Origin of the sequence: Rhodopseudomonas palustris (assembly GCF_003031265.1) — a bacterium.
Taxonomy (GTDB): Bacteria; Pseudomonadota; Alphaproteobacteria; order Rhizobiales; family Xanthobacteraceae; genus Rhodopseudomonas; species Rhodopseudomonas palustris_H.
Map to the genome: position 1 here is coordinate 4,857,279 of NZ_CP019966.1, position 18,574 is coordinate 4,875,852.

General features: G+C 65.6%; 20 protein-coding genes. 6 read left to right on the top strand and 14 right to left on the bottom strand.

Annotation, left to right across the window (positions count from 1 at the left end; translation table 11 throughout):
- Nucleotides 1-8: 8 nt before the first annotated feature.
- Entirely contained in the window at nt 9-338 is a 330-nt protein-coding gene (gene soxZ, locus RPPS3_RS22535) for a thiosulfate oxidation carrier complex protein SoxZ (protein WP_013502840.1), read from the bottom strand.
- 36 nt (nt 339-374) lie between these two features.
- Complete coding sequence (gene soxY, locus RPPS3_RS22540) at nt 375-839, bottom strand: thiosulfate oxidation carrier protein SoxY (RefSeq protein WP_107346037.1); 465 nt, start codon at nt 837-839, stop codon at nt 375-377.
- 185 nt (nt 840-1,024) lie between these two features.
- On the opposite strand from soxY, the gene soxA reads away from it, so the two are divergent.
- From soxA to RPPS3_RS22555, 3 genes are all read left to right on the top strand, one after another.
- Nucleotides 1,025-1,846 (top strand): sulfur oxidation c-type cytochrome SoxA, encoded by an 822-nt coding sequence (soxA, locus tag RPPS3_RS22545; RefSeq protein WP_107346038.1) that lies wholly within the window; start codon nt 1,025-1,027, stop codon nt 1,844-1,846.
- Nucleotides 1,847-1,859: 13 nt separating this feature from the next.
- Nucleotides 1,860-2,603, top strand: coding sequence for a sulfur oxidation c-type cytochrome SoxX (gene soxX, locus RPPS3_RS22550; RefSeq protein ID WP_107346039.1), 744 nt, complete (start codon nt 1,860-1,862; stop codon nt 2,601-2,603).
- Between the two features lie 170 nt (nt 2,604-2,773).
- Nucleotides 2,774-3,271: a GlcG/HbpS family heme-binding protein gene (locus RPPS3_RS22555; protein WP_107346040.1), complete on the top strand. Its 498-nt coding sequence runs from the start codon at nt 2,774-2,776 to the stop codon at nt 3,269-3,271.
- A gap of 145 nt (nt 3,272-3,416) precedes the next feature.
- Here the strand turns inward: RPPS3_RS22555 and RPPS3_RS22560 are convergent, their stop codons facing one another.
- Nucleotides 3,417-4,010 (bottom strand): SoxW family protein, encoded by a 594-nt coding sequence (locus RPPS3_RS22560; RefSeq protein WP_107346041.1) that lies wholly within the window; start codon nt 4,008-4,010, stop codon nt 3,417-3,419.
- Between the two features lie 27 nt (nt 4,011-4,037).
- Nucleotides 4,038-4,781 (bottom strand): cytochrome c biogenesis CcdA family protein, encoded by a 744-nt coding sequence (locus RPPS3_RS22565; protein ID WP_107346042.1) that lies wholly within the window; start codon nt 4,779-4,781, stop codon nt 4,038-4,040.
- 40 nt (nt 4,782-4,821) lie between these two features.
- On the opposite strand from RPPS3_RS22565, the gene RPPS3_RS22570 reads away from it, so the two are divergent.
- The 3 genes from RPPS3_RS22570 (at nt 4,822) to RPPS3_RS22580 (ending at nt 6,912) form a co-directional block, all read left to right on the top strand.
- A complete protein-coding gene (locus tag RPPS3_RS22570) occupies nt 4,822-5,220 on the top strand; it encodes a thioredoxin fold domain-containing protein (RefSeq protein WP_107346043.1) in 399 nt (132 codons plus the stop codon).
- A 38-nt stretch (nt 5,221-5,258) separates the two neighbouring features.
- Nucleotides 5,259-5,633 carry an ArsR/SmtB family transcription factor gene (locus RPPS3_RS22575; protein ID WP_011160008.1) on the top strand — a complete coding sequence of 125 codons (375 nt, stop codon included), beginning with the start codon at nt 5,259-5,261 and terminating at the stop codon, nt 5,631-5,633.
- Between the two features lie 76 nt (nt 5,634-5,709).
- On the top strand, nt 5,710-6,912 hold the full coding sequence (locus RPPS3_RS22580; protein ID WP_107346044.1) for a YeeE/YedE family protein: 1,203 nt from the start codon (nt 5,710-5,712) through the stop codon (nt 6,910-6,912).
- On the opposite strand, the gene RPPS3_RS22585 is transcribed toward RPPS3_RS22580, so the two are convergent.
- The 10 genes from RPPS3_RS22585 to mutY form a co-directional block, all read right to left on the bottom strand.
- Complete coding sequence (locus RPPS3_RS22585; protein WP_107346045.1) at nt 6,827-7,279, bottom strand: DsrE family protein; 453 nt, start codon at nt 7,277-7,279, stop codon at nt 6,827-6,829. The two genes, RPPS3_RS22580 and RPPS3_RS22585, sit on opposite strands and share 86 nt — an antisense overlap.
- A 234-nt stretch (nt 7,280-7,513) precedes the next feature.
- Complete coding sequence (locus RPPS3_RS22590) at nt 7,514-8,569, bottom strand: YeeE/YedE family protein (RefSeq protein ID WP_107346046.1); 1,056 nt, start codon at nt 8,567-8,569, stop codon at nt 7,514-7,516.
- 202 nt (nt 8,570-8,771) lie between these two features.
- A complete protein-coding gene (locus tag RPPS3_RS22595) occupies nt 8,772-9,077 on the bottom strand; it encodes a DUF3240 family protein (protein ID WP_107346047.1) in 306 nt (101 codons plus the stop codon).
- A complete protein-coding gene (locus RPPS3_RS22600) occupies nt 9,074-12,163 on the bottom strand; it encodes an efflux RND transporter permease subunit (protein WP_107346048.1) in 3,090 nt (1,029 codons plus the stop codon). Before RPPS3_RS22600 ends, RPPS3_RS22595 begins: the two co-directional genes overlap by 4 nt.
- Nucleotides 12,164-13,270, bottom strand: coding sequence for an efflux RND transporter periplasmic adaptor subunit (locus RPPS3_RS22605; protein WP_107346049.1), 1,107 nt, complete (start codon nt 13,268-13,270; stop codon nt 12,164-12,166). It abuts the gene before it with no gap.
- Nucleotides 13,271-13,465: 195 nt separating this feature from the next.
- Nucleotides 13,466-14,788: a methyl-accepting chemotaxis protein gene (locus RPPS3_RS22610; RefSeq protein ID WP_107346050.1), complete on the bottom strand. Its 1,323-nt coding sequence runs from the start codon at nt 14,786-14,788 to the stop codon at nt 13,466-13,468.
- Nucleotides 14,751-15,287 (bottom strand): PAS domain-containing protein, encoded by a 537-nt coding sequence (locus RPPS3_RS22615; protein ID WP_107346051.1) that lies wholly within the window; start codon nt 15,285-15,287, stop codon nt 14,751-14,753. The genes RPPS3_RS22610 and RPPS3_RS22615 overlap by 38 nt, the downstream gene beginning before the upstream one ends.
- Before the next feature lie 168 nt (nt 15,288-15,455).
- A complete protein-coding gene (locus tag RPPS3_RS22620) occupies nt 15,456-16,730 on the bottom strand; it encodes a methyl-accepting chemotaxis protein (RefSeq protein ID WP_283812307.1) in 1,275 nt (424 codons plus the stop codon).
- A 10-nt stretch (nt 16,731-16,740) separates the two neighbouring features.
- On the bottom strand, nt 16,741-17,274 hold the full coding sequence (locus RPPS3_RS22625; RefSeq protein WP_107346053.1) for a PAS domain-containing protein: 534 nt from the start codon (nt 17,272-17,274) through the stop codon (nt 16,741-16,743).
- Nucleotides 17,275-17,440: 166 nt separating this feature from the next.
- Nucleotides 17,441-18,568 (bottom strand): A/G-specific adenine glycosylase, encoded by a 1,128-nt coding sequence (gene mutY, locus RPPS3_RS22630; RefSeq protein WP_199852169.1) that lies wholly within the window; start codon nt 18,566-18,568, stop codon nt 17,441-17,443.
- Nucleotides 18,569-18,574: the final 6 nt, after the last annotated feature.

Consider the following 18,574-nt stretch of genomic DNA (forward strand, 5'->3'; position numbering starts at 1 on the left):
GGTCGCGATCAGGCGACGGTCAGCTTGTGCTTGGACTCGTACACCGAGCCGTCATCGTCCTTCCACAGGAAGGCAAACTCGCCGCTCTCCGACGCCTTGTAGAAGAACGATTGATACGGGTTGGCGGAGATCGCCGGATTCCACTCGGCCTCGAACACCATCTTGCCGTTGAACTGGGCCGTGAAGGTGTTGATGATCTTGCGCGGCACGATCTTGCCGGACGCGTCCTTGCGCTGACCGGATTCCATTTCGTGCGAGATCAGCGTCTTGATTTCGATCAGTTCGCCCGGCTTGGCCTGGGTCGGAACGCGGACGCGCGGAGTCGGTTTGACGGACATTGAAATTTCCTCGCCTGGATTGTTGCCGTTGCCGGATTAGCCGCCGCAGCCGCCGATGGTGACCTTCACACTCGACTTGGTCGAGTACAGCTTGCCGTCCGACATCTCCGCGATGCAGATGATGTTCTGGGTCTGCGCCAGCCGCATCCGGGTCGAGGCCGAAGCCTTGCCGCACGCCGGAGTGAACTTGTAGCTGACAATGCCGGGCAGCGGATTGCCATCGGCGAACACGTGGACGGCCTTGACGTAGTCCGCATCGGTCATCGGGCTTTCGACGTCGACGGCGATCGGCACGACCAGGCCGTTCTCGGCGATCTCCGGCACGTCGAGCTTGATCTTGCCGCTGTCGAACTTCTTATCGCCGTACAGCTTCTTGATCTCGGCATCGACCATCGCCGCATCGGCGAAGGACATCCGCGGCGCCAGGAGCGCGGCAAGGCCGGCGATGCCCGCCAGCGCCAACGCCTCGCGACGGCTCGTCTCGGTCTTCATGAACACCATTGGGCATCCTCCATCAGGGAGTCTTTCGCGTCCCTTGCCATACTAACGCTTGACGATTGCAAGCGCGATCGGTCATGATCCGCAAACATCATTATATTGTTTTTCTTGAATGTAAAGATGCCAGGCAGCGCGCCGAGGTATCGTCGGCCGCAACTCACAAGACGGTCGCCGAGGAGGGAGGACACATGAGACCCATCACCGCTCTATCGGCGGTGATCGCTGTTGTGCTTTGCACAATGCCGATCGTCGCAAAGGCGCAGGACGCCAGCGAGAAGGAAATCGAGCGCTATCGCGAGATGATTTCCGACCCGATGTCCAATCCCGGATTCCTTGCGGTCGATCGTGGCGAACAATTGTGGGCGGAGAAGCGCGGCACCAAGAATGTCTCGCTCGAAAGCTGCGATCTCGGTCTCGGCGCCGGCAAGCTCGAAGGCGCGTTCGCGCAGCTGCCGCGCTACTTCAAGGATGCCGACCGGGTGATGGATCTGGAGCAGCGCCTGCTGTGGTGCATGCAGAACCTCCAGGGACTCGACACCAAGGACGTGGTCGCGCGCCGCTTCTCAGGTCCGGGCAAACCTTCCGACATGGAAGACTTAGTGGCGTTCATCGCCAACAAATCCAGCGGCATGAAGATCGAGCCGCAGCTCAGCCATCCTAAAGAGCAGGAAATGGCCGCTGTCGGCGAAGAGCTGTTCCACCGCCGCGGCGGCGTGATGGATTTCTCCTGCTCGACCTGCCACGGCGCCGAAGGCAAGCGCATCCGCCTGCAGGCCCTGCCCTACCTCGCCGGACCCGGCAAGGACGCGCAAGTAACGATGGCGAGCTGGCCGACCTACCGCGTGTCGCAGAGCGCGCTGCGCACATTCCAGCACCGGCTGTGGGACTGTTATCGCCAGCAGCGCTGGCCGGCGCCGGAATACGGCTCCGACGGCATCACCGCGCTGACGCTGTATCTCAACAAGATCGCGGCGGGCGGCGAACTCGCCGTGCCGTCGATCAAGCGCTGAGGGAGGCGACGCCATGACGAAGTTGCACGTTTCGATGCTGGCGCTCGCCCTCGGCGGCGCGCTGAGCTGCGCCGCCCCGATCGCGAGCCACGCCGCCGATCAGCCAGTCGCCAAGCCGTCCGGCGCGATGAGCAAGGCCGCCGACAAGACAGTCGAGGCGACGAAGCCCGGCCCCTCGCCGGCGCCCGCCAAGACCGCGACCGTCGCCGCGAAGGTCTCGCCCGAAACCGTCGACGGTTACATCAAGGCGACGTTCGGCAAGGCGCCGGAAGACTGGCAGCAGCGCATCGTCCCCGACGAGACGATGCAGGCTTGCAACAAGTATCGCAACGACGTGCCGCACGAGGTCGGCGATGCGATCATGAAGCGCGAGATCACCAAGGTGGTGTATCCGGCCGATGGCAAATTCCTCGGCAATTGGAAGGAAGGCGCCAAGATCGCCAATAACGGCCAAGGCGGCCAGTTCTCCGACAAGCCGGAAACAGTGCATGGCGGCAATTGCTACGCCTGCCATCAGATGGCGAAGTCGGAAGTGTCGTTCGGCACGCTCGGCCCGAGCCTGACCCACTACGGCAAGGACCGCAACTACACCGAAGCCGAGATCAAGCAGGCCTACACCAAGATCTACAATTCGCAGGCAGTGGTGCCGTGCTCGAACATGCCGCGGTTCGGCACCAACGGCTTCCTCACCGAACAGCAGATCAAGGACGTGATGGCATTCCTGTTCGATCCGGAATCGCCGGTGAACAAGGAATAGGACCACCAATAATTGCGTCATTGCGAGCGAAGCGAAGCAATCGAGCTCTTTATCGACACGGATTGCTTCGTCGCGGAGCTTGTGCCCGGACGACGCGAAGCGTCGATCCGGGATGCTTTTCGCAATGACGACGAACCAGACACATTCCTCATCGAAGATGGAGCATTCTGATGCTCAGTAGGATCGGATTAGTCGTGGTCGGCCTCACGCTGTTGGCCACACCAGCCCGCGCCGACGACGCGCTGGTGACCAGCAAGTCGCTCAGCCCGGAATTGGCGCTGGACGCGGCAAAAGCCGCGCTCGGCGAATGCCGCAAGCAGGGCTTTCAGGTCGCGGTGGCGGTCGTCGATCGCAGCGGCCTGCCGCAGGTGATGCTGCGCGACCGCTTCGCTGGCGCTCACACCCCAAGCACTGCGACCGGTAAAGCCTGGACTGCGGTGTCATTCAAAACCGGCACTGGCGAACTCGCCAACATGACCAAGCCGGGCATGCCGCAATCAGGTTTGCGCGACCTGCCCGGCGTCGTCGTGCTCGGCGGCGGACTGATCGTCGAAGCCGCCGGTTCACTGGTCGCCGGCATCGGCGTCTCCGGCGCTCCCGGCGGCGAAGCGGACGAAGCCTGCGCCAAAGCCGGCATCGAAGCGATCAAAGATAAGCTGGATTTCTGACGCCCGAGTCATTCCGGGGCGCAGGCGAAGCCTGCGAACCCGGAATCCCGAGTTGGTAGCGACGGCCGGGTGTCCCACAGCTCCAGATTCCGGGTTCGCTCGCTGAGCGCGAGCGCCCCGGAATGACATTGATACTAAGTGTTTCTTACACTGGCCGTTTCAGCCAGTCGGTGAACGGCATCGACTGATAGCCGTTCTCGCGGACGTATTTGAACATCGCCAGGAATTCCGGCGGCTCGAACAGGCCGGGCATGCGGGCGACTTCGCGGTCCTGCGGCTTCTTGGCGGCGAGGCCATCGGCGCTGTCGGGGAAGAACTGCAGCGACGGGGTGAAGCGAATGCCGTAGGCCTGGGCGAACGCCTTCTCGCTCAGTTTGCTGCCGCCAAAATCGGTGACTTCGCGGGCGCCGATATGATTGAGATGCACGATCTCGAAATTATCGCGGATGTAGCTCTCGATCGCCGGATCGCGCATATGCACGTCGTGCAGCTTCTTGCAGTAAGGGCAGCCCTTGAGCCCCCATAGAATCGCGAAGCGCTTGCCCTTGGCGGTGGCGCCTTCGAGATCTTCCTTCAGATCGAGGAAGCTCTGCAGGTACCAGTCGAGCTGATACAGCCCGTCGTCGCCCAGCACCGGCTCCGCCGCCATTGCCGGCGCAGGACGCAGCGACAGCGCACCGAGCGCGCCAAATCCCAGCGTGGCAATGGCGCCGCGGCGCGAGACTCCAGTCTTCGTCATCACCGTCCTCCCTGTTGCCGAGCGCCGTCAGCCGATCTCGCCAAAGGCGGGAAACGTCTGCAGCAGCCACCCGGAAATCTTCGGCATCGCGCCGGTGAGAAACAGAACGCCGGTCAGCACCAATGCGCCGCCCATCACTTTCTCGACCGTCGCCATCTGCGCGCGCAGCCGCGCCATCAGCCGGATGAACGCGCCGGAGAACAGCGACGCCAGCAGGAACGGCAGCCCGATCCCGAGCGAATACGCGCCGAGCAGCACCGCACCGTGCGCCGCCGAGCCCTCGACGCCGGCCACCAGCAGGATCGTCGCCAGCACCGGCCCGACGCACGGCGTCCAGCCGAACGCAAAGGCAAGGCCGACCACATAGGCACCGAGGAAGCCGACGCCGCGGCTGACGTTGTGAAACCGGGCCTCGCGATACAACAGGCCGATCCGGAACAGCCCAAGGAAATGCAGCCCGAGCACAATGATGATGATCCCGGCCACGATGCCGAGCGCTTCGAAATGGTCGGTCACCGCCTTGCCGATCGCCGAGGCGGATGCCCCGAGCGCGACGAACACGGTGGAAAAGCCAAGCACGAACGCCAGCGAAGCGCCGACTACGCGCCCGTCGATCGCCTTGGACGGCTGATCGGCACCGCGGGTCAGCTGATCGAGGCTGACGCCGGCCAGAAAGCAAAGATAAGGCGGCACCAGCGGCAACACGCAGGGCGACAGGAACGACAACACCCCGGCCCCGAAGGCGCCGACCAGCGAGATATTCGAAACCACCGCGCTTCCGCCCCTAGTTTATACATGCGAATTCGTCTATATGTATCATAGAATGACCCGGAAGATGCTGAAATCGACTCTCATCGGCGCGATTCTGTTGGGTGCGGCGCAGCTATCAGCTGTGGCGGCGCACGCGGCCGAGTTGGTGATGTTCGAGCGCGACGGCTGCGTCTGGTGCGCGCGCTGGGATCGCGATGTCGGCCCGATCTATCCCAAGACCGATGAGGCCAAGCTGCTGCCGCTGCGCCGCATCAACATCGACCACGACAAAGATCCTGGCCTCGGACTTGCAAGTCCGGTGCGGTTTACGCCAACTTTCGTGGTCATCGACCAGGGCCGCGAAGTCGGGCGTATCACCGGCTATATCAACGACGACGCGTTCTGGGGTCTGCTCGGCGCGCTTGCCACCAAGATCGCGCCGCCGCGCAGTCACATCTGATCGTATCGCAACGCCAACGGAGACGTTAGCTGATCGCCATGCCCCCGATCCTCGAACCCGATATCGAGACCGAACTGCGCGACGGCGCGGAGTACTCGCCCGAGCTCGACATGCTGATGCGCCGGGCGCGCAAGGCGAGCAACTTCCTCAAGGCGGTGTCGCACGAGAACCGGCTGTTGCTGCTGTGCCTGCTCGCCGAGCGCGAACGCTCGGTCAGCGAGCTGGAGAACATCCTGTCGCTGCGGCAGTCGGCGGTCTCGCAGCAGCTTGCACGGCTGCGCTACGACGGCATGGTCGACACCCGGCGGGATGGTAAGACCATTTACTACAGCCTGGCCAATGATGACGTCCGTCGCGTGATCTCGGTGATCTATGATATCTTCTGCTCGTCCGCTCGGGACGGCCAGAAGTAAGCCATCCCTCGCGGCACGCTAACAATAAGCCGACGCAAGCGCGCATCGTACGCCTGAGCGCAAACGAGGGAACCCCATGCAGGATGCATCCGCCTGGATGCTCGCACTGGCCGGCTTGTGCGTCGGCGTCGTCGCCGGTTTTTTCGTGCGGTTGGCGCGGCTGTGCTCGTTCGGGGCGGTCGAAGACGCGCTGATGGGCGGTGATACGCGCCGGCTGCGCATCTTCGGTCTGGCGCTCGGCATCGCGCTGCTCGGTACCCAGGCACTGGTGATCGCCGGCCAGCTCGATCCCGGCCAATCCAACTATACCGCCCCAGCGCTGCCGCTGATTTCGATCGCGATCGGCAGCGTGCTGTTCGGCATCGGCATGGCGTTCGTCGGCACCTGCGGCTTCGGTTCGCTGGTGCGGCTCGGCGGCGGCGATCTGCGCAGCTTCGTGGTGATCCTGGTGCTCGGCGGCGCCGCCTATGCGACGCTGCGCGGGATGTTCTCCGGCTTCCGCATCACGGTGCTGGAGCGTTTTGCGATCACGATGCCGGAGGGCGTCAACACCGATCTGGCGGCGCTCACTCAGCATCTCTCTGGAATGGATCTGCGCGCGGTGATCGCCGCGCTGGGCGGCGGCCTGCTGTGCCTGATCGCGCTGGGCGACAAGCGGCTGCGCCGAACGCCGCGGCTGCTGGCAGCCGGCGTCGCGCTCGGCGTGCTGACGGTGGTCGGCTGGCTCGCCACCACCAAGCTCGCCGATCCGTTCGCCGGGCCGGTGCATCCGCAAAGCCTGACCTTCGTCTCGACGGTCGGCAAAGCAGTGTATGCCGGGCTGCTCAACGTCGCCAACTTCGCCGACTTCGGCGTCGGCACCGTGTTCGGCGTGGTCGCAGGTGCGTTTCTTGCTGCCTGGCACACCGACGAGCTGCGCTGGGAAGCATTCGACGACGACCACGAAATGCGCCGTCACGTCGCTGGCGCTGCACTGATGGGATTCGGCGGCATCCTGACCGGCGGCTGCACCATCGGCCAGGGCATCACCGCCGGCTCGGTGATGGCGCTGTCGTGGCCGATCGCCATCGCCGGCATGATGCTCGGCGCCCGCATCGGCATCGCGGTGCTGGTTGACGGCTCACCGCGCGAGCTGATCCGCCGCCGCTTCGATGCCTGGCGCGAATTGCTGCGGCGACGCCGGACGCCGGACTTTACGGCCGCAAATAAGCCCAGCCGTCGTCCTGCAGCTCCATCAGACGCACCGCACCCGACGGCACCGCACTCGCTTGCGGAATGAGGCTGACGGCGTGGCCCTCATGCTTTTCCATGCCGGTCTTGGTGTTCTCGCAGGCCGCGAACTTGATGGCTGATGGAAACGCGCCGTCGGCGATCTGCTTGATCCGGTCCTTCACAGGCGATGAATCGGCGCGCAGCATGTGCAGGCCGGGCCCGAAGGTGACGACCTCGACCTGAACGTCCTCGTTCTTGGCCTTGTAGTATTCGATGATGTTGGCGGCGTTGTTCAGCGCCAGGTTCATCACCGCGGGATCGTTCTGATCGACCTGGATCGCGACCCGATGCGACTTGGCATCGGCCGCAAAGCCAGGGGCCGCAGCGGCAATCAGCAGCGCCGCCGCAGCGGCAGCCTTGAACAACGACTTCATCGTACTCCTCCCGGAAGGTTTGTTTGACGCGCACGCTAACCGCACCCGCTGCCGAAGTCATCTGCGAGCGAGCGGTGCCGGGGCATCACGTTGCCGTCAGGTCAGATGAGAGAACTCGGGTTGGTCATTCCGGGGCGCGAGCGCGGCTCGCGAACCCGGAATCTCTTTGAAGCAATCTCGGGATTCCGGGTTCGCGCGTTGTCGCGCGCGCCCCGGAATGACTGCTTTTAGCTCTCACCGCGTCGCCAGCGCAGCGACCGGCGCGAAGCGGCGGATGCCGAGCGCGGCGCCGCCGACGATGCCGGCGACCGCGATGAACGACGGCAGCGCCAGCGTCGACAGGCCGGTGAGGCCCTGCCCGACCGAGCAGCCATAGGCCATCGCACCGCCGGCGCCCATCAGCGCGGCGCCCAGCGTCGAGCGCAGCATGTGCGGCGCCGAGGTGAAGCCCTCCAGTGCGAACCGGCCGGTGAGTAGCGCAGTCGTGGCGCTGCCGGCGAACACGCCGACCGCCAGTGCAACGCCGAAGCTCAGCGTCAGGCCGGTCGAGAACATCGCGTATTGCAGCGTATCGGCCAGCGGCGCGACAAAGCTCAACGAGGTCGCCGGGATCGGGTTGAACTCGTCGGCACCGAAGTAACCGGTGGCAAGCCAGCCGGCGACGACCAACAGACCGATCAATGCACCCGCGGTGATCTGGCCGGTGGCGCGACGGAACGAGCGGTCGGAGAATGCGAACACCAGCAGCGCACCGGCCGCGATCAGCACCGCAGCGATCTGGGCGAAGGCCTCACCGACGCCCAGCGCGCCGATCAGCGACGGCACCGAGACGTGCGGCGGCGATACCTGAGTCCACTGCAGGAAAGCGAGCCGCGCCGGTGCGATCAGGCCCTTCAGGGTGATCTGCGCAGCGACCGCGATGATCCCGACCACCAGCAGCGAGCGAAGATTGCCCTTGCCGAGCAGCACCAGCGCGCGCGACGCGCAGCCGTTCGCCAGCACCATGCCGAGGCCGAACATCAGGCCGCCGAGAAAGATCAGCGGGGCGGAGAACGACGGCTGCAGATACAGCGACTTGCCGATATCGACATAGCCGAGGCCGGAGATCAGTTGCGTGCCGACGATCGCGACCGCCAGCGCCACCGCGTAGCTGCGCAGCTTGCGGCCGTCGTCCTTGGTCCAGTAATCGCGCAGGCCGCTCATCAGGCAGAAGCCGCTCAGCAGCCCCGCGACGCCAAATGCGGCGCCGATGGCAAACCCCAACACGATCACCAATTCGGGCATCTGCATCGACCGATCCTCCAGCCGGCTCGCCAATTGGCGCGCCTTTCGAGGCTGGATGTACGCATCGCCCGGATACCGGTAAATACGGCCTGAAAATTAAGCAGGAAGTTGCCGGGGCCTTTCGGGGTGGAGAGAATCATGCTCTCCGGAAGGCGCGAAAGGCGAAATTATTCTCCGGGTTCCGGTGCGGAACCTGCGGCCTGCCCGCCTACAGCGTCCCGACAGCAGGCGCGGGCACGATCCGCCAGCGCAGACCGCGACCGCCGAATTCGTCGCCGATCGTGTCGAGCAGACCGCGCAGTTCGGCGTCGTCGGCGGTGACGACGATCTCGACCGACAGCGTGTGACCGCGGACCTGTTCGACCACGCTGTCGTAGTCGACGTCGCGGCCATAACCTTCGACCTCCCGCGCTGTGAAGCCGACGCGCGCGGTCGGCTCGTGTGACAGCATCGCGGCGATCACGTCGTCCTTCAGCGCTACCGGCACCAGCAGGGTCAGCACCATCGCACTCATGGCTGGGCCTCCGACGGTTTCGGCGGAATCCCGAAGCGGCGATACAGCACCGGCAGGATCACCAGCGTCAGTAGCGTCGAGGTGACGAGACCGCCGATCACCACCACCGCCAGCGGCCGCTGCACGTCTGCGCCCGGACCGGTGGCGTAGAGCAGCGGCACCAGGCCGAACCCGGTGATACTCGCGGTGAGCAGGATCGGCCGCAGCCGCCGCTGGGCACCGAGTTCGACGATCTGATCCGGCGGCAGGCCCTGGCTGCGCAGCATGTTGAAATACGACACCAGCACCAGACCGTTCAGCACCGCGATGCCGAGCAGCGCGATGAAGCCGACCGAGGCCGGCACCGACAGATATTCGCCGGTGATCAGTAGGCTAAACACGCCACCGATCAGCGCAAACGGGATGTTGATGAACACCAGCAACGACTGCCGCAGCGACGAGAAGGTGACGAACAGCAACAGGAACACCAGAGCCAGCGCGATCGGCACCACGACGCCGAGCCGAGCCGCGGCGCGCTGCTGGTTCTCGAACTGGCCGCCCCAGACAATGCTGTAGCCTTCCGGCAGCTTGACCTTGGCGGCGACCGCCGCCTTGGCCTCGTCGACGAAGCCGACCAGGTCGCGGCCCGAGACGTTGCTCATCACCAGCGCCAGCCGCTTGCCGTTCTCGCGGTCGATCTTCACCGGCCCGTCGATCCGCTCCAGCTTGGCGACATTGGCGAGCGGCACCGACTTGCCGTCGGCGAGTACCAAATTGATGCCGGCAAGCCGCGCCGGCGACTCGCGTAGCGACTCGGTACCGCGGATCAGCACCGGCGTACGGCGACCTTCTTCGACCACGATTCCGGCCTGACGGCCTTCGATCTGGGTGCGCAGCGCCTCGGTGAGCGCATCGACGTCGAGCCCGAGCCGGCCGGCCTGCAGCCGGTCGATGCCCACATTGTAGTACTCGAAGCCTTCGTTGAGCGTAGTGCGGACGTCTTCGGCGCCCTTCAGCGTCTTCAGCGTCGCGGTGATCTGTTCGGCCAGCCTGTTGAGCGTCGGGATGTCGGTGCCGAAGATCTTCGCCACCACATCGCCGCGGGCGCCGATGATCATCTCCTGCACCCGCATCTCGATCGGCTGGGTGAACGAGAAGCCGATGCCCGGGAACCCGGCGAGCGCCTTGCGCAGCTCGCCCATCAGCCAGTCTTTGTCGTGCGGCCGGCGCCACTCCGCCTCGGGCTTGAGAATGATGTAGGTGTCGGTCTGATTGAGGCCCATCGGGTCGAGGCCGAGTTCATCGGAGCCGACGCGAGCCACGATGCTCCTGACCTCCGGCACCGCGCCCATCACCGCCTGCTGGATCCTGAGATCCAGATTGACGCTCTCCTCCAGCCCGATCGACGGCAGCTTCTCGACGCTGATAATCGGCGTGCCTTCTTCCATCGTCGGCATGAAGATCTTGCCGAGCTGCGCATAGGCGAACACGGTGGCGACCAGCGCCAGCGCCGACACGGCCAGCACCGCCTTCTCGTGATTCAGCGCGAACCGCAGCACCGGCGTGTAGCCGGCGCTGATCTTACGCACCAGCCAGGTGTCGCCGTGGCCGGCCGTCTTTAAGAGCAGCGACGCCAGCACCGGGATCACGGTCAGCGCCAACAGCAGCGACGAGCCGAGCGCGAACACGATCGCCAGCGCCACCGGGATGAACAACTTGCCTTCCAGCCCCTGCAGCGTCAGCAGCGGCAGGAACACGATGACGATGATGCCGATGCCCGAGGTGACCGGCACCACGACTTCGCGCAGCGCCTGATAGATCCGGTGCAGCAGCGGCACCTGCGCCGCGTGGCGATCATGCGCCAGATGCGACACGACGTTCTCGACCACCACCACCGCGGCGTCGATCAGCATGCCGATCGCGACTGCCAAACCGCCGAGGCTCATCAGGTTTGCCGACATGCCGGCGAACCGCATCAGCACGAAGGTAGCGAGCGCCGACAGCGGCAGCGTCAGCGCCACCACCAGCGCGGCACGCCAATCGCCGAGGAACAGGATGAGCAGCACGATCACCAGCACCACGGCTTCGAGCAGCGACTTCGACACCGTGCCGACGGCGCGGCCGACCAGGTCGCCGCGATCGTAGAACACGTTCAGCGTCACGCCCTTCGGCAGCGTCGGCTCCAGCTCCTTGAACTTGGCGCGAACGCCTTCGACCACGTCGCGCGCATTGGCGCCGCGCAGGCCGAGCACCAGGCCCTGCACCGCTTCGCCCTGGCCGTCGCGCGTCACTGCGCCGTAGCGGGTGATGCTGCCGATCCGCACTTCGGCAACGTCACGCACCCGCACCATGCCGCCGTCGCGCGAGGCCAGCACGATGTCGCGCAAATCATCGAGCGTGCGGACCTGACCGTCGACCCGGACCAGCAGCACTTCCTCGCCGGCCGACAGCCGCCCGGCGCCGCCGTTGCGGTTATTCTTCTCGATCGCCTTCTCCAGCATATCGATGGTGATGCCGTGCGAGGCCATCGCCAGATTGTCGGGCACGATTTCGAAGCTGCGGACGAAGCCGCCGAGCGAGTTGACGTCGGCGACGCCGGGCAGCGTGCGGAGCGCGGGACGGATGGTCCAATCGAGCAGCGTCCGCCGCTCGGCCATTGTCAGGTCGCCGCCCTCGATGGTGAACATGAACATCTCGCCGAGCGGCGTGGTGATCGGCGCCAGACCTCCGGTCAGCCCGTCGGGCATGTCCTTCATCGCCGACGCCAGCCGTTCGGCGACCTGATTGCGCGCCCAATAGATGTCGACGCCGTCGGCGAAATCGATGGTGACGTCGGCGAGGCCGTATTTGGTGGTCGAGCGCAGGATGGTCTTGTTGGGGATGCCGAGCATCTCGAGCTCGAGCGGCATCGTCACCCGGGTCTCGACTTCCTCGGGCGTCATGCCCGTGGCCTTCATGATGATCTTGACCTGGACCGGCGACACGTCCGGAAACGCGTCGATCGGCAGATGCCGGAACGCCAGCACGCCGGCGCCGATCAGCAGCAGCGTGGCCAGCACCACCAGCAGGCGATGCGACAGCGAAAATTCGACGAGACGGGTCAACATTTACTCGACCCCGCCGAGTCCCTGCCAGGCGCCCTTCAGCGCGGCGATGCCGCGCACCGCGATCCGCTCGTCGCCGCGGAAGCTGCCGCTGACCACCGCGAACTGCGGCAGCTCCTCGCGGATCTTCACCGGCGTGGCAACGAAGCCGCTGTCGGTCTGCACGAACACGAAGGCGTCCTTGCCCCGCCGCACCATCGCGCCGCTGTGCACGCGCCATTCGGCCGAACCGCTGGTGATCGGAGCGATCTGCGCTTCGACCACCTGGCCGGGCCGCAGGTCGGTATCAGGCTCGTCGAACTGGGCGCGGACGATCACGGTCTGCGAGGTCGGCTCGACGCTGGAGCCGATCGACACCACCTTGCCGATGCAATCATGGCCGCGCAGCGTGACGCGGGCGCCGACCGCGAAATCCTCCGCCCGCAGCGCCGGCACCTGAATTTCGGCCCACAGCGGCGCGAGCTGCACCAGCTTGAACACCAAAGCCAGCGCCTCGACGGTCTGGCCGGGCGTGGTCGGACTTTCCAGCACCACGCCATCGATCGGCGCGATCAGCGTCAGCCTGGGGTCGAGCTTCTGGCTCGCCGCCAGCTTGTCGACCGCGGCTTCGGTCATGCCGTAATGCAGCAGCGCCTGGCGGCGCTCGGCCGCGGTGGCGCGGGCCTGTTCGTATTCGCTCTGGGTGACGATGACCTGCTTCTTGGTCACGGCGCCATAAGGTGCAAGCTGCTCCTCGCGGTCGAGATTGGTCTTGAGCAGCCGCTCTTTGTTGTAGGCGACCAGATATTCCGCCTGGGCATTGGCGAGCGCCGGGCTCTGGATCTCGGCGAGCAGATCGCCGGCCTTCACGACTGAATCGGTGCGCACCAGCAGCCGCTCGATCCGGCCGCCGAGCGGCGCGTTCATCAGCCGGCTGCGATCCGGCGGCACCGCGATCTTGCCCGGGAAGCTGAGGCCGGCCGCGGCAGGCTGCTTCTCCAGCGGCGAGGTCTCGATCCCGACCCGCTCGGCCTGCTGCTTGGAGATCGACAGCTCGTCGCCGGCATGCGCAGTCGCGCAAGCCAGCACAGCGGCCATCAGCAAAGTCGGAATCGTCGAAAGGCGGAGCATGGGTCTGTCACTGGCACCTGTGCCGGCCTGGGATGCCGGACGCGCCGGCTCCCCGCAGCCGCCGCAACGAGCTGCTTTCCTATGCTACCGCGCCTGACAGGTTGCTGACAGGCCCATCCGCCGCCAGCGTCAACGGTCGGTATGCGCCGGCCAAAGCTAACTGCCAGTGATTCTCAGCAAGCTCCAGGCTGCCGCTCAGGCCGCGCGCTGGGCCAGCATGTCGGCACGAACGCGGGCGAGATAGTCTCGGATCCGGTGCGCCAGCATCTCCGACTGCGACGACAGGTCGGTCGAGGCCGTCATGGTCGAGGCGGCGTATTGCTCGGTGTCGCGGGCACTCTCGGTGACGGTCTGGATGCTGCCGGTGATCTCGCTGACCACGTCGTAGGCCAGCTCGATATTCTTGGCGATATCGGCCGTGGCGGCCGATTGCGCTTCGGCGGCACCGGCGACAGCGGCTGTAATGTCATCGACTTCGCTCATAACCGAGCCGATCTCGCCGATCGAACGGCTGACGAGGTCGGCAGCGCTGTGGACGTGCTCGACCTGCGCTTCGATCTCGCCGGTGAACTTGGCGGTCTGCTCGGCCAGCGCTTTCACTTCGGCGGCAACCACCGCAAAGCCGCGGCCGGCCTCGCCGGCGCGCGCCGCTTCGATGGTGGCGTTGAGCGCCAGCAGGTTGGTCTGTCCGGCGATCACTTCGATCGACTTCACAACTTCGGAGATCCGTTCGGCGACGCTGCGCAGGCTGGCGACATTGGCCGACGCTTCCGACACTCGGCTCACCGCACGGCCGACCACTTCGGCGGAACGACCGATTTCGGCGCCGACCTCGCGGGCGCTCGCCGACAGTTCCGTGGTGGCGGCGGCAACGCTGCGCATGTTGCTGCTGGCGTGCTCGGCCGACGCTGCGACGGTGGTCAGGCGCTCACGGGTGAGCGAAGCGCCGCTGGTCAGGCTGCCGGCGGTGTCACGCATGCCGCGGGAATCCTCGTCGAGCGAGGACACGACGCCGGTGACCGCGTTTTCGAGCTGCTCCGCCTGTTGGGCGAAGGTGTTGATCCGCTGCTCGATACTATCGGTTGCGGCGTTGATGGTCTTGGCGCCGCGCAGCAACGCGCCGTGCAAGCCGCCCGGCAGGATGCGGCGGAAGTAACGGCGGTGCTGCACCGCGTCCATCGCGGCGGTGGCCTCCCGCACGAAGGCGTCGCAGCCGTCGATTACGTCGTTGACGGCGCGCAGCATGTCGCCGGTGCGGCCATTGTCGGGAATCCGCAGGATGCGGGCTTCGAAGTCGCCGGCGGCAATTCGCAGGCAGACCTCGCGCGCCTGACTGATGAGCCGCGTGGTCTGCACCATGCGATACAGCGCCAGACAGCTCGCCAAAATCGCAAAGCCCTGGATCGTCATCGCCGCCGGACGATAGTCCAGCGCCTCCAACGCCAGCGCGATCGACGATGCGACGATGATGACGGCGAGGTTAAGCTGCGCTTTGGAGAGCGAACATAAGTTCGTCATAGCTGACTTTCTTGGAGGCGACGAAATCGGTCAGCGCCTTGAGGCCGGCCTCGACCGCCTGCTTGCCGTTGGCGTGCCCCTGCTCGACCCGCAGCACCTCGGCGTAGAGCGGCGCGATCGCGTTGGCGACCACGCTCGGATCCGGCGTGCGACGATTGGAGTGGTAGGCGACGATGTTGCCGTGCTGGTCGAACGACGGGGTGATGTGCGCGAACACCCAATAATGGTCGCCGCTGCGCGCCATGTTCTTGACGTAGCCGAAGATCTCGCGGCCGGCCGCGATGGTGTCCCACACCAGACGGAACACCGCGCGCGGCATGTCGGGATGACGGATGATGCTGTGCGGCTGGCCGAGCAGCTCCGCCTCGCTGTAGCCGGCGATGTGGCAGAACGTGCTGTTGGCGTAAGTGATGCGGCCCTTCAGATCCGTTTTGGAGACGATCAGCTCACCCGCCGGAAAGAACACTTCCTTGCCGGTCGGGCGGATTTCGACAGCCATCGCCTTTCTCCTCGGAGGGCACGCCTCTGTTTTAGGTAAGTTCAGGGGTTTGAATTTGTCTTAAAGCCTACGCCTCACGTCACGCCGATGGGGCCAAACACGTATTCGTACGAAGCCGCTCGATGGAACCCGGCGAGGCCGACGATCAGTTCGCCGGCCTCGCTGAACTCATGCGGCTCGTTGTTCCACCAGTTCCTTGCGGACCTGGCCGAGATAACCGTTGATCTGCTCGGCAAGCTGCTCCGACTGTGAGGACAGCTGCGCCGAGGTAGTCATCGTCGACGCCGCCGCGCGTTCGTTGTCCTCGGCATTGCCGGCGAGCACGTGGATTGTTTCGGAGATCTCACGCACCACCGCGAACGCCTCGTCGATATTGCGTGCGATCTCGGCGGTCGATTGCGACTGCGCGCCTGCTGCACCGGCGACCTGACGGGTGATGCTATCGATCTCCGCAATGACGGTGCCGATCTCGCCGATCGAGCTGCTCACCGCGCCGGCCGCGCCGTGAACCTGGCCGACCTGCGCTTCGATCTCGCCGGTGAACTGCGCGGTCTGCGACGCCAGCGCCTTCACCTCGTGCGCCACCACGGCAAAGCCGCGGCCGGCATCGCCGGCGCGCGCCGCTTCGATCGTGGCGTTGAGCGCGAGCAGATTGGTCTGGCTGGCGATCGCTTCGATCGCCTTGACCATCTCGCCGATGTTGTTGGCGACCTGCTTCAGCGCATCGACATTGCCGGTGGCCTCGCCGACGCTACTCACCGCCCGCGCGACGATCTCGGCGGAGCGATCGATCTCGGCACGCACGCCGCTGGCGCTCGACGTCAGCTCAGAGGTGGCCGACGCGACCGACTGCATATTGGCCGCGGCCTGTTCGGACGCCGCTGCGACCGAAGCCAGCTGCTCGCGTGCAGAGGACGCGCCGACCGTCAGCGTGCCGGCGGTGTCTTTCATCTCGGCCGAGCCTTGGTCGAGTGCCGTGACGATCGCACTCGTGGTCGCCTCCAGCTCCGCGGTGCGGCCTTCGAAGCTCTTGATCCGCCGCTCGATGTTTTCGGCGGCCGTATTGATGGCGCCGGCGCCGTGCAGCAGCGCACCGTGCAGCCCGCCCGGCAGGATGCGGCGGAAGTACTTGTTGTGATGCATCGCGGTCATCGCCGCGGTCGCCTCGCGAACGAAGGCGTCGCAATCGTCGATCATGTCGTTGATCGCGCGCAGCAGCGTGCCGGTGCGGCCGTCATCCGGAATGCCGAGGATTCGCGCTTCGAAATCGCCGTCGGCGATGCGGCGGCAGACGTCGCTGGCCTCGCCGAGCAGCCGACGTGTCTGGCTGATGCGGAACAGCGCCAGCCCGGCGAACGCCATGACGACGCCTTGGATCACCATCGCGGCGACGTAGTACTCGAACACGCCACATACCACCGCCGCGCCCGCGGCGACGATCAATCCGGCGACGTTAAGCCGCGCTCTTGAGAGAGAACATAAGTTCGTCATAGGAGGCCTTCTGGGAAGCGACGAAATCGGACAGGGCGCGAGAGCCGGCGGCAAGCGCCTCTTTGGCGTTGCGGTGGCTGCGCTCGGTGCGGAGGATTTCGGCGTAGAGCGGGATGATCGCGCCTTCGAGCACGCCGCGATCCGGCGCGCGCCGGTTGGAGTGATAGCCGACGATCCGCCCCGTGCCGTCGAACGACGGCGTGACGTGCGCGAACACCCAATAGTGGTCGCCGTTGCGCGTCATGTTCTTCACATAGGCGAAGATTTCGCGGCCCTGCTGCACGGCGTCCCACAGCAGCTTGAACACCGCGCGCGGCATATCGGGATGGCGGATGACGTTGTGCGGCTGGCCGATCAACTCCGCCTCGCTGTAGCCGGCGACATCGCAGAACAGGCGGTTGGCATAGGTCAGCCGCCCTTTGGTGTCGGTCTTGGAGACGATCAATTCAGAAGCTGGGAAGAAGGCCTCCCGTCCGCTGGGCGTGACGTGGCGCATAGATGACCTCGATGGAACTCATTTGCGCCTGCTCGTTATTCGCAGAACTGTTGCGAATGGGTTTATTCCACCAAAGGTGAATTACTAAAGTTCATATTATTAATGTACGCACCATCCAGATACCGCTTTCGAGGTCCCTGACGATGATAAACGGTATCTTGATGCCTTAATCACCGAGGCCATGGGCGATCACCTTGCGCATCAGATTGGGCAAAGCCTCGTCCGACAGCGCCGAGATCTGCGTCCAGCGCATGCCGGCCGGGGCTCGGGTCGCGGCCGAGGCATGCGCCACATACACGGTCAGCTCCAGCGGGAAGTGCGTGAACACGTGGCTGACGAGCCCGGCTTTGCGGTGCCAGCGGGTGACGCCTTTCAGCACGGGGGCCTGGGCCTTGGCGGCGGTCTCGTCCTGATCGGCCAGCCAGTCGGAATTCGGCACCTCGGTCATGCCGCCGAGCAGGCCCTTGGCGGGGCGGCTGCGGACCAGCACCTGATCGCCGCGGATCACCACGAAGGCGGCGCCGCGGCGCAGCGCCCCGGTCTTCTTCGGCGCCTTGCGCGGGAAGCTCTCGGCGTCACCGCGCAGCCGCGCGGCACAGCCTTGCATCAGCGGGCACAGCGCGCAGACCGGCTTCTTCGGGGTGCAGATGGTGGCGCCGAGATCCATCAGCGCCTGGGCGCTGTCGCCGGCGCGGGACGGGCCGAGCAACGTCTCGGCCAGCGCCTTGATGCGCGGCTTGGCCTTCGGCAGTTCGTCTTCGACCGCGTATAGCCGCGACACCACCCGCTCGATATTGCCATCGACCGGCATCGTCCGCCGGCTGAACGCGATCGCCGCGATGGCGGCCGCAGTGTAGGGCCCGACGCCAGGCAGAGCCCGCAGCCCCTCCTCCGTATCCGGAAAGCGTCCGCCATACTGGCGAGTCACCGCCACCGCGCAGGCGTGCAGATTGCGGGCCCGCGAGTAGTAGCCGAGCCCGGCCCACATCTTCAGCACATCGTCGAGCGAGGCCTCGCCCAGCGCCGTCACGGTCGGCCACCGCGCCATGAACTTGTCGAAATAAGGCCCAACCGCCCGCACCGTGGTCTGCTGCAGCATGATCTCCGACAGCCACACCGCGTAAGGATCGGCCGTCGTGCCGGGCGGCGCCCGCCACGGCAGACTGCGGCGATGCCGGTCGTACCAAGCGAGCAGCGCGGCGGGCCGCGCACGCAACGAAGCGTCGGCCGGATCGTGCTCTGCTGTGATGACCGGGGATTGTTTCCGCCGCGGCGCCGCGCCTGCTAGACTCATGAGCGG

Bases quoted from the DNA above. Each gene is read 5' to 3' on its own strand.
- soxA (WP_107346038.1), top strand. From the start codon at position 1,025: ATGAGACCCATCACCGCTCTATCGGCGGTGATCGCTGTTGTGCTTTGC.
- RPPS3_RS22590 (WP_107346046.1), bottom strand. From the start codon at position 8,569: ATGCAGATGCCCGAATTGGTGATCGTGTTGGGGTTTGCCATCGGCGCC.
- RPPS3_RS22560 (WP_107346041.1), bottom strand. From the start codon at position 4,010: ATGACGAAGACTGGAGTCTCGCGCCGCGGCGCCATTGCCACGCTGGGA.
- mutY (WP_199852169.1), bottom strand. From the start codon at position 18,568: ATGAGTCTAGCAGGCGCGGCGCCGCGGCGGAAACAATCCCCGGTCATC.
- soxZ (WP_013502840.1), bottom strand. From the start codon at position 338: ATGTCCGTCAAACCGACTCCGCGCGTCCGCGTTCCGACCCAGGCCAAG.
- RPPS3_RS22615 (WP_107346051.1), bottom strand. From the start codon at position 15,287: ATGGCTGTCGAAATCCGCCCGACCGGCAAGGAAGTGTTCTTTCCGGCG.
- RPPS3_RS22595 (WP_107346047.1), bottom strand. From the start codon at position 9,077: ATGAGTGCGATGGTGCTGACCCTGCTGGTGCCGGTAGCGCTGAAGGAC.
- RPPS3_RS22625 (WP_107346053.1), bottom strand. From the start codon at position 17,274: ATGCGCCACGTCACGCCCAGCGGACGGGAGGCCTTCTTCCCAGCTTCT.
- RPPS3_RS22610 (WP_107346050.1), bottom strand. From the start codon at position 14,788: ATGACGAACTTATGTTCGCTCTCCAAAGCGCAGCTTAACCTCGCCGTC.
- soxX (WP_107346039.1), top strand. From the start codon at position 1,860: ATGACGAAGTTGCACGTTTCGATGCTGGCGCTCGCCCTCGGCGGCGCG.
- RPPS3_RS22585 (WP_107346045.1), bottom strand. From the start codon at position 7,279: ATGAAGTCGTTGTTCAAGGCTGCCGCTGCGGCGGCGCTGCTGATTGCC.
- RPPS3_RS22570 (WP_107346043.1), top strand. From the start codon at position 4,822: ATGTATCATAGAATGACCCGGAAGATGCTGAAATCGACTCTCATCGGC.
- soxY (WP_107346037.1), bottom strand. From the start codon at position 839: ATGGTGTTCATGAAGACCGAGACGAGCCGTCGCGAGGCGTTGGCGCTG.
- RPPS3_RS22555 (WP_107346040.1), top strand. From the start codon at position 2,774: ATGCTCAGTAGGATCGGATTAGTCGTGGTCGGCCTCACGCTGTTGGCC.
- RPPS3_RS22605 (WP_107346049.1), bottom strand. From the start codon at position 13,270: ATGCTCCGCCTTTCGACGATTCCGACTTTGCTGATGGCCGCTGTGCTG.
- RPPS3_RS22600 (WP_107346048.1), bottom strand. From the start codon at position 12,163: ATGTTGACCCGTCTCGTCGAATTTTCGCTGTCGCATCGCCTGCTGGTG.
- RPPS3_RS22580 (WP_107346044.1), top strand. From the start codon at position 5,710: ATGCAGGATGCATCCGCCTGGATGCTCGCACTGGCCGGCTTGTGCGTC.
- RPPS3_RS22575 (WP_011160008.1), top strand. From the start codon at position 5,259: ATGCCCCCGATCCTCGAACCCGATATCGAGACCGAACTGCGCGACGGC.